This is a genomic window from Apilactobacillus pseudapinorum, assembly GCF_040369555.1.
Classification (GTDB): Bacteria; Bacillota; Bacilli; order Lactobacillales; family Lactobacillaceae; genus Apilactobacillus.
The window spans coordinates 1-429 of record NZ_BAABVU010000040.1 but is presented as its reverse complement, the minus strand read 5'-3'; the positions used below and the strand labels follow the sequence as shown (position 1 = coordinate 429).

1 rRNA gene is annotated in these 429 nt (G+C 51.0%); it reads right to left on the bottom strand.

Annotation, left to right across the window (positions count from 1 at the left end):
• Positions 1–429: ribosomal RNA gene (locus ABWU86_RS06680) — 16S ribosomal RNA — on the bottom strand; the annotation flags it as partial.

Below are 429 nucleotides of genomic sequence, written 5' to 3'. Positions count from 1 at the left end.
CCGCTACACATGGAGTTCCACTTTCCTCTTCTGTACTCAAGTTTTGTAGTTTCCACTGCACTTCCTCAGTTGAGCTGAGGGCTTTCACAGCAGACTTACAAAACCGCCTGCGCTCGCTTTACGCCCAATAAATCCGGACAACGCTTGCCACCTACGTATTACCGCGGCTGCTGGCACGTAGTTAGCCGTGGCTTTCTGGTTAAATACCGTCAAAGCATGAACAGTTACTCTCATGCTTGTTCTTCTTTAACAACAGAGTTTTACGAGCCGAAACCCTTCATCACTCACGCGGCGTTGCTCCATCAGACTTTCGTCCATTGTGGAAGATTCCCTACTGCTGCCTCCCGTAGGAGTCTGGGCCGTGTCTCAGTCCCAATGTGGCCGATTACCCTCTCAGGTCGGCTACGTATCATCGTCTTGGTGGGCTTT